The sequence below is a fragment of the Streptomyces sp. NPDC020898 genome (assembly GCF_044333925.1).
In the GTDB taxonomy this organism is placed as follows: Bacteria; Actinomycetota; Actinomycetes; order Streptomycetales; family Streptomycetaceae; genus Streptomyces.
In genome coordinates, this window is the sequence record NZ_JBIRRV010000006.1 from 547,992 (window position 1) to 553,991 (window position 6,000).

Annotated in this window: 5 protein-coding genes; 3 read left to right on the plus strand and 2 right to left on the minus strand. The window is 69.5% G+C overall.

Going from position 1 to position 6,000, the window contains the following annotated elements; translation table 11 throughout:
- Nucleotides 1–10: 10 nt before the first annotated feature.
- Nucleotides 11–517, plus strand: a complete 507-nt coding sequence (locus ACH4TV_RS22305; protein ID WP_398400641.1) for a metallophosphoesterase family protein — start codon at nucleotides 11–13, stop codon at nucleotides 515–517.
- Here ACH4TV_RS22305 and ACH4TV_RS22310 read toward each other — a convergent pair.
- Complete coding sequence (locus ACH4TV_RS22310) at nucleotides 514–1,620, minus strand: XdhC family protein (protein ID WP_398400643.1); 1,107 nt, start codon at nucleotides 1,618–1,620, stop codon at nucleotides 514–516. The genes ACH4TV_RS22305 and ACH4TV_RS22310 overlap by 4 nt on opposite strands.
- A 123-nt stretch (nucleotides 1,621–1,743) precedes the next feature.
- Between ACH4TV_RS22310 and ACH4TV_RS22315 the strand changes: the two genes are divergently transcribed.
- Nucleotides 1,744–3,606, plus strand: coding sequence for a cellulase family glycosylhydrolase (locus ACH4TV_RS22315; protein ID WP_398400645.1), 1,863 nt, complete (start codon nucleotides 1,744–1,746; stop codon nucleotides 3,604–3,606).
- A 122-nt stretch (nucleotides 3,607–3,728) separates the two neighbouring features.
- Here the strand turns inward: ACH4TV_RS22315 and ACH4TV_RS22320 are convergent, their stop codons facing one another.
- The gene (locus ACH4TV_RS22320; RefSeq protein WP_398400647.1) at nucleotides 3,729–4,994 is read right to left on the minus strand and encodes a YncE family protein; all 1,266 of its coding nucleotides are present in this window, start codon (nucleotides 4,992–4,994) and stop codon (nucleotides 3,729–3,731) included.
- 191 nt (nucleotides 4,995–5,185) lie between these two features.
- On the opposite strand from ACH4TV_RS22320, the gene ACH4TV_RS22325 reads away from it, so the two are divergent.
- The gene (locus ACH4TV_RS22325; RefSeq protein WP_398400649.1) at nucleotides 5,186–5,848 is read left to right on the plus strand and encodes a TetR/AcrR family transcriptional regulator; all 663 of its coding nucleotides are present in this window, start codon (nucleotides 5,186–5,188) and stop codon (nucleotides 5,846–5,848) included.
- Nucleotides 5,849–6,000: the final 152 nt, after the last annotated feature.

Below are 6,000 nucleotides of genomic sequence, written 5' to 3' on the forward strand. Positions count from 1 at the left end.
CGCTCAGATCGTGCGCCTCCTGCTCCTCTCCGACACCCACCTCCCCAAACGCGCCAAGCACCTGCCGGCGGCACTCCTCACGGAACTCCCGCACGCCGACGTCGTGTTCCACGCAGGCGACTGGGTCGACACGGCGACCCTCGACCTCCTGGAAACCCGCTGCAGGCGCGTCGTCGGCGTCTACGGCAACAACGACGGCCCCGAGCTGCGCACCAGGCTCCCCGAAATCGCGTACGCCGCCCTCGGAGGCCTGCGCTTCGGGGTCGTCCACGAGACCGGCCCCGCACCAGGCCGCGAGGCCCGCTGCGCCGCCCGCTATCCCGACCTCGACGTCCTGGTGTTCGGCCACAGCCACATCCCGTGGGACAGCACGGCGGCAACGGGCCTGCGGCTGCTGAACCCCGGCTCACCGACCGACCGGCGCCGCCAGCCGCATTGCACGTACATGACGGCGACGGCGACGGACGGCGCCCTCGCCGACGTGGAGTTGCACAGACTGCCGCCCCGGCGCCCCTAAACGGCCTTGCGCGGATGAATGGCCCCGGCGGTCGCCGTCAGCGCCGCCCCGCTGCCGCCCCACCGCAGGGCGACGATCTCGGCGGCCACGGACACCGCCACCTCCTCGGGCGTACGGGCGCCCAGATCCAGCCCGATGGGGGAGCGCAGCCGGGACAGTTCGGACACGGTGAGGCCGGCCTCCGTCAGCCGTTTCCGGCGGTCGTCGTGGGTACGGCGGTTGCCCATCGCCCCGATGTACGCGGCGGGGCGGCGCAGCGCCTCCTCCAGCAGCGGTACGTCGAACTTCGGGTCGTGGGTGAGCACGCAGATCACCGTGCGCTCGTCGGTGTCCGTGCCGCGCAGATAGCGGTGCGGCCAGTCGACGACCACCTCCACGCCCTCGGGGAAACGCTTCGGGGTGGCGAAGACCGGGCGGGCGTCGCAGACGGTGACCCGGTAGCCGAGGAAGGCGCCGATCCGGGCCACGGCGGCGGCATAGTCGATGGCGCCGAAGACCAGCATGCGGGGCGGCGGCGCGAAGGAGTGCAGGAACACGGTGACGGCGTCCTCGCGCCGCTCTCCGTGCGGTCCGTAGTGCCGCAACCCCGTTGCCCCCAGGGCGAGTTCGCCACGTGCGTCGGCGGTGACGGCCACGTCCAGGCCCGTCGTGCCCAGGGTGCCGGCCACTCGGTCGGGCCAGACCGCGAGCGTGGCCCCGCGTGCCGCCGGACCGTCGGTCACCGTGGCCACGGTCACCGGCCGGCCCGCCGCCACCGTCTCCGCGACCGCCGCGAAGGACGGGTCCAGGGCGGGCGTCACATCACGCACCAGCAGGGTGATCTCGCCGCCGCAGGTCAGCCCCACCGCGAACGCGTCCTCGTCGCTGTACCCGAAGGTCTCCAGCCGGGCCTCACCGCTCGCCACCACCTCCTGGGCCAGCTCGAACACCGCGCCCTCGACACACCCCCCGGACACACTGCCCACCACCTCGCCACCGGGCCCCACGGCCATCGCGGCGCCGGGATCACGGGGCGCGCTGCGGCTGACGGACACGACGGTGGCGAGACCGAACGGCTCGCCCGCCGCGTACCAGCGCCCGAGCACCGGGAGAATGTCACGCACGATCCGCTCCTTTTGTGGCCGATTGTCGCCGACGTGACCCGATCGTCTCCCATGGGAGTCAAAAGCTGAAGATTACTCAGGAGTCACTTTCTCTTGACGACTCCTGATGCGCACGGGACTGTAATGCCCATGTCGAAGTTGCGTGTGCATCTGCTCGGCGTATTGGTTCTGGTCACGGGTTTCCTGACCACCGTCGGCTCCCAGCCCGCCCGGGCCGACACCCTCTGGTTCGACTCTCCTACCTCCACCACCCTCACCGTCCAGAACGGTCGGTTCACCGACGCCCTGGGCCGTGAGGTCGTCCTCCGCGGCTACAACGTCTCCGGCGAGACGAAGCTCAAGGAGAACAACGGACTGCCCTTCGCGTCGGTCGCCGACGCCAAGAAGTCCGCGACCGCGCTGAGAGCGCTCGGTGGCGGCAACTCGGTCCGCTTCCTGCTCTCCTGGGCCTACGCGGAACCCGTCCGAGGATCGGTGAGCAGCAGCTATCTGGCCGCCGCCACCGCCCAGATGGGCGCCTTCCTGGACGCGGGCATCCGCGTCTACCCCGACTTCCACCAGGACCTCTACTCCCGTTGGCTCTTCGACTCGGACAGCTGGTACACCGGCGACGGCGCCCCCAAGTGGGCTGTCGACCTCGGCAACTACCCGGACGAGTACTGCGGGATCTGCCCCTTCTGGGGACAGAACATCACCTCGAACGCGGCGGTGACCGGGGCGACGTACGACTTCTGGCACAACACCTACGGTCTCCAGGACTCGTTCCTCGCCACCGCGCAGAAGACGATGACGTACATGAAGTCGAATCTCACCAGCGCCCAGTTCACGGGTGTCGTCGGCTTCGACCCGTACAACGAGCCGCACGCGGGTACCTATGACTCGGGCCAGACCAGCCGGGCCTGGGAGAAGGACGTTCTGTGGCCCTTCTACGTCAAGTTCCGCGCCCGTATGGACGCGGCCGGCTGGCAGGACAAGCCCGTCTTCGCCGAGCCGAACCTCTTCTGGAACGGCAACATCGACTTCCAGCGGCAGGAGGGCGGACTGCTCGACGCCGGGAACATCGGTTCGCGCTATGTCTTCAACACCCACTTCTACGACCAGAAGGCGATCTCCGGCGTCTTCATGTGGGGCAAGGCGGAGGACGGCCAGTACGTCACCGACTTCGGTACGGTCCGTGACCGGGCTGCCGCCCTCGGCACGACGGGGATCATCAGCGAGTTCGGCCACCCGTTGGCCGGCAACGTCTCCGACAAGGCGCCGACCGTATACAAGGCGATGTACCAGGCCCTCGACTCCCGGGTGAAGGGGGCGAGTTGGTGGTCCGGCGCGAGCGGCTCGGGGCCGGTCCTGTCCGGCAGCCAGTGGCAGTGGGACATCTACAACGGCCGCCACAAGGAGCTGATGAACGACAACCCCGACAAGGTGCTCACCACCGGTGACGCCTGGAACGACGAGGACCTGTCCGCCGTACGCCTCGACGACTCCGGTACGGCGGTGCTGCGTCAGGACGCCCGGATGCTGGACCGTGTCTATCCGAGCGCCACGGCGGGGACGACGCTCGCCTTCACCTACGAGGACCGCTCCCGGGACGGGTCCACGACCCTGACCTGGAACCCGGTGCCGAGTTCACTGCCCAACGTGTCCCAGCTGGTGGGCTCGGGGCAGTACAGCATGCTGGTGTGGCGGTCGAAGGGCATCTCGGCGCCGACCGAACTCCATCTGCCGGCGTCCTTCCCGACGGCGACCACCACGGTCGTCTCCGACCTCGGCACGGTGTACGGTCCGCCGGCCTACACCTCCACGACCCCGATCGCGGCGGGCACCGATCCCGGCGGCACGGGAAGCCGCCGGCTGCTGCTCACCGCGCCGGACTCCGGGGTCCTGCACTACGCGCTGGTGACCAATGGGGCTACGGCTCCGTCGGCGGCCGTACTCAGTGCTGCGCGGGCTGAGCTGGCTTCCTGGGCGGCGTCGGAGTTCAGCTAGGTACTCCACGGGCCCGCGGGTTGTCGGCCGCGGGCCCGGTGGGGGCTTGTCGCGCCCCGCGGCGGAGCCGCATATAGATACAGCCCCGCGCCCCTGAAGAGGGGCGCGGGGCTGTATCTGACTCAGCCGGCTGCCGGGCCCGTCCAGGCCGCCTCGACATGGCCGAGGCGGACTCGCTGGGGGTGGTCGCCGACCGGTACGGACACTGTCTTCTGCCCGGTGGCGAAGTCGATGGCCGTGACCTGGTCGGCGCCGCTCTCGGAGATCACACAGGACTTGCCGTCACCGCTCACCGTGGCCCAGTAGGGCTTGGAGGCGGGGACGAGCGGGCCCTCCTGGAGCGTCGTACGGTCGACGACCGTGGCGTAGTCGTCCATCGTGCCCGCGACGCACAGCTTCGTGCCGTCCGGCTTCATCGTGATGCCGTGGTGGCGCGAGTCGTTGACGAACGTGGTGCGGTCGTCGCTGGTCGCGGGGTTCTTCGGCAGGGTCTTCGTCCGGGTGATCTTGTCGGTGGCGATGTCGTACTCGAAGAAGCCGTTGAAGAACGACACCTGGAAGTACAGCTTCGACTCGTCGGGCGAGAAGGCGGCCGGGCGGACCGCGTCCGAGTAGTCGTTGAGGCCGATGGCGTTCAGTCGGTCCCTCATGTCGATCACCTTCACCCGCTGGAAGGTGGCCGCGTCGACGACCGTGATCTTCCGGTCGCCCTTCGTGAAGTCCTGCCACGGAGCGTCCTGTGAGGTGTTGACGTCCCCGATGGACATGTTCCAGATGTACTTGCCGTCCTTGGTGAAAACGTTCTCGTGCGGCTTGTCACCCGTGGCGAACGAGCCGACCTGTACGCCGGTGTTGATGTTCAGCACGTGCACGGTGCCGGAGATCGAGGCGGAGACCGCGACGCGGGTCCCGTCGGGGGAGACCGCCATGTGGTCGGAGCGGTAACCCGACACGGGGAAGCGCCAGTTGATCGCTCCGGTGGCGAGGTTGATGGAGACGACGTCCGCGAAACTCGGCCGGGAGACCACCACCGACTTGCCGTCGGGGGTGGAGTACATGTCGTCGACCAGCTGGTCGTGCCCCTCACCGACCCCGTTGCGGATGGCCATGAAGTAGATCCACTTGATCGGGTCCGCGTTGATCGCGGCCAGCCGCGCCTCCTTGTCCGGTACGACGTTGATGCGGCCGATCTTGGCGAAGTCGCCGGTGGACTTGATGACGTCCGCGGTGCCTTCCCAGTTGTTGCCGACGAACATCACCTCCCGCAGGCTCGCGGCGGTGGCGTCCTCGCCGGCGGTCACCGCGGTGGCGGCGGTCGCGGGGGCGGTGACGGTCAGAACGAGGGCGGCGGCCATGGCGCAGAGGTGTCTCGGTGTGAAAGCGGGCATGCGTGCTCTCCCCTCCGGGAGTGGGCAGACGGCTGTGGCGGGTGCATGACAGCAGAAGGAGCCTGGCTGTGCGAAAAACTGAATACAGGCGCGTTCAGATTGGACTTACTGGAAAGTAAGGAGGGGGTGCCCTTCTCCACAAGAGTGCGTGCACGACAAACTTGGCCTCCGGACCGACGAAGGAGGGTTCATTGGCGGGCAGGCTCAAGGCGCCGACCGGCCGTTACGCGGGCAAGACGGCCGAAGAACGGCAGGCGGCACGGCGCGGGAGATTCCTGGACGCCGCACTCCAGCTGTTCGGTGACGCCCCGGGCTACCGCTCGACGACCGTCGCCGCGCTAAGCGAGGCGGCCGGTCTGTCGACCCGCCAGTTCTACGAGGAGTTCCGCACCCTGGAGGACGTACTGGCCGCCCTTCACCTCCAGGTCAATGACTGGGCCGAGGGGGCGGCGCTCACCGCGCTGGCCGCCGCCGATGGCCTCCCCCTCGCCGAACGCGCCGACGCGATCTTCCGCGCCTATGCCGCCAACGTCACCGCCGACCCGCGCCGCATCCGGATGACCTTCGTCGAGATCGTCGGCGTCAGTGCCCGTCTGGAGGAACAACGGCTCGCCCGCCGCTCCCGCTGGGTGAACCTCATCTGTTCGGAGGCGGAGGCGGCCGTCGCCCGCGGAGAGGCGGCCCCGCGCGACTACCGGCTCGCCGCGACGGCCTTCATCGGCAGCGTCAACGGTCTGCTGCACGACTGGAGCGCCGGGTGGGTCGACGCCACGCTGGACGAGGTGGTGGACGAGCTGGTGCGGATGCTGCTGGGCATCCTGCGCCCGGCGGGCTGGCTGCCGCCGGGCACCTGAGCGCGGCGGCCTGCGCCCGGCGGGTTGTGTGGGGCGGGTTGTGCGGGGCGGCCTGTGCCCGGCGGGTTGTGTGGGGCGGGTTGTGCGGGGCGGCCTGTGCCCGGCGGGTTGTGTGGGGCGGGTTGTGCGGGGCGGCCTGTGCCCGGCGGGTT